Annotated in this window: 1 pseudogene; it reads right to left on the bottom strand. The window is 69.2% G+C overall.

The features are described from left to right. Nucleotides 1-110: 110 nt before the first annotated feature. Nucleotides 111-992: pseudogene (gene istA, locus E2C06_RS36575) on the bottom strand (IS21 family transposase); the annotation flags it as partial. Nucleotides 993-1,130 lie beyond the last annotated feature (138 nt).

Raw genomic sequence — 1,130 nt, 5'->3', positions numbered from 1 at the left:
CGCCCGTCAGGCCCAACCACCCCGCCGCAAGCGGATGCAGCCGCGTGCCGAACGCTCAAGTCAGCCTGCCAGGACGCCCTACGCTCCAACCCGGTGAATAGGACGGGCTAGAGAGCAGGCCGCTCCTCGGCGAAGTGCTCGATGACGATGCGCCCGGTGGTGCCGTGCAGGCGGCGGTTGGCGACCTGGTCGAGCCACTGGGTGAACTGGGCGTTCAGGTCACCGAGGTTGCGAAAGGCTCTGGCCAGGAAGAAATCCTCGCGGACATAGCGGAACGGCCTCTCGACTTTGCCCTTGGTTTTGGCGCGATAGGGCCGGCAGGCCTTGGGCAGGTAGCCGTAGTGGCCTGCCAGGGCGAGGAGCTTGTCGTTGTAGACGATGCCGCGCGCGTCGACCTCGCCGAGGACCGCGGTGCGCATCCGATCGTAGAGGATCTGCTCCGGCACGCCGCCGAGCGCCTCGAAGGCGGCGACATGGCAGCGCAGCACGGTGGCGAGGTCCTGCTGGGCGACGAAGCGAGCTCACATCATGCGGCTGTGGCCGAGCACGAGGGAGAACAGCCAGACGATGCGCTCGGCGCCGGGCTCGTCCTCGAAGCGGACCCTGAAGTGGGCGAAGTCGACCTGCGCCTGGCGTCCCGGCGGGGTCTCGAAGCGCCGCTCGAAGGCGGGTTCGGTCGGTGGCCGGATCGTGCGCAGGAAGTCGGTCACGGTGGAGTAGCCGCCGGCGAAGCCGAGGTCGCGGACCTCGCGCCAGAGCCGCCGGCCTGTCAGATCGGGGAAGCGGCCGACGCGCTCGCGGAGGAAGGCCTCGAACGGGCCGAGCGGCGACGGGGTTGGCTCACGTGGCTTGTAGGCTGGCGGCTCCAGGCCGCGCGCGATGTAGGTGCGGATGGTTCTGCGGTCGCGGCCGGTGCGGCGGGCGATGGCCGAGACGCTAAGTCCCTGCCGGGCGAGGTCCAGGACCATGACGAGCTCCCCAAGGGTGACCACTGGCTGCTCCCATGATGCCGGGCAGCACGGGAGTGTCAGGAATTCCGTGTGCGTCCGGTCGGTTGAACGACACGGTCAGGCCAGGGCTTTGGTGAAGCGCTGGCCGAACAGGACGGCGAACTGAGCCTTGGCCATGGC

The sequence above is a fragment of the Dankookia rubra genome (assembly GCF_004355005.1).
GTDB classification, from domain to species: domain Bacteria; phylum Pseudomonadota; class Alphaproteobacteria; order Acetobacterales; family Acetobacteraceae; genus Paracraurococcus; species Paracraurococcus ruber_A.
Note: the sequence above shows the minus strand (reverse complement) of the source record. Positions and strands in the feature narration are given on the sequence as shown.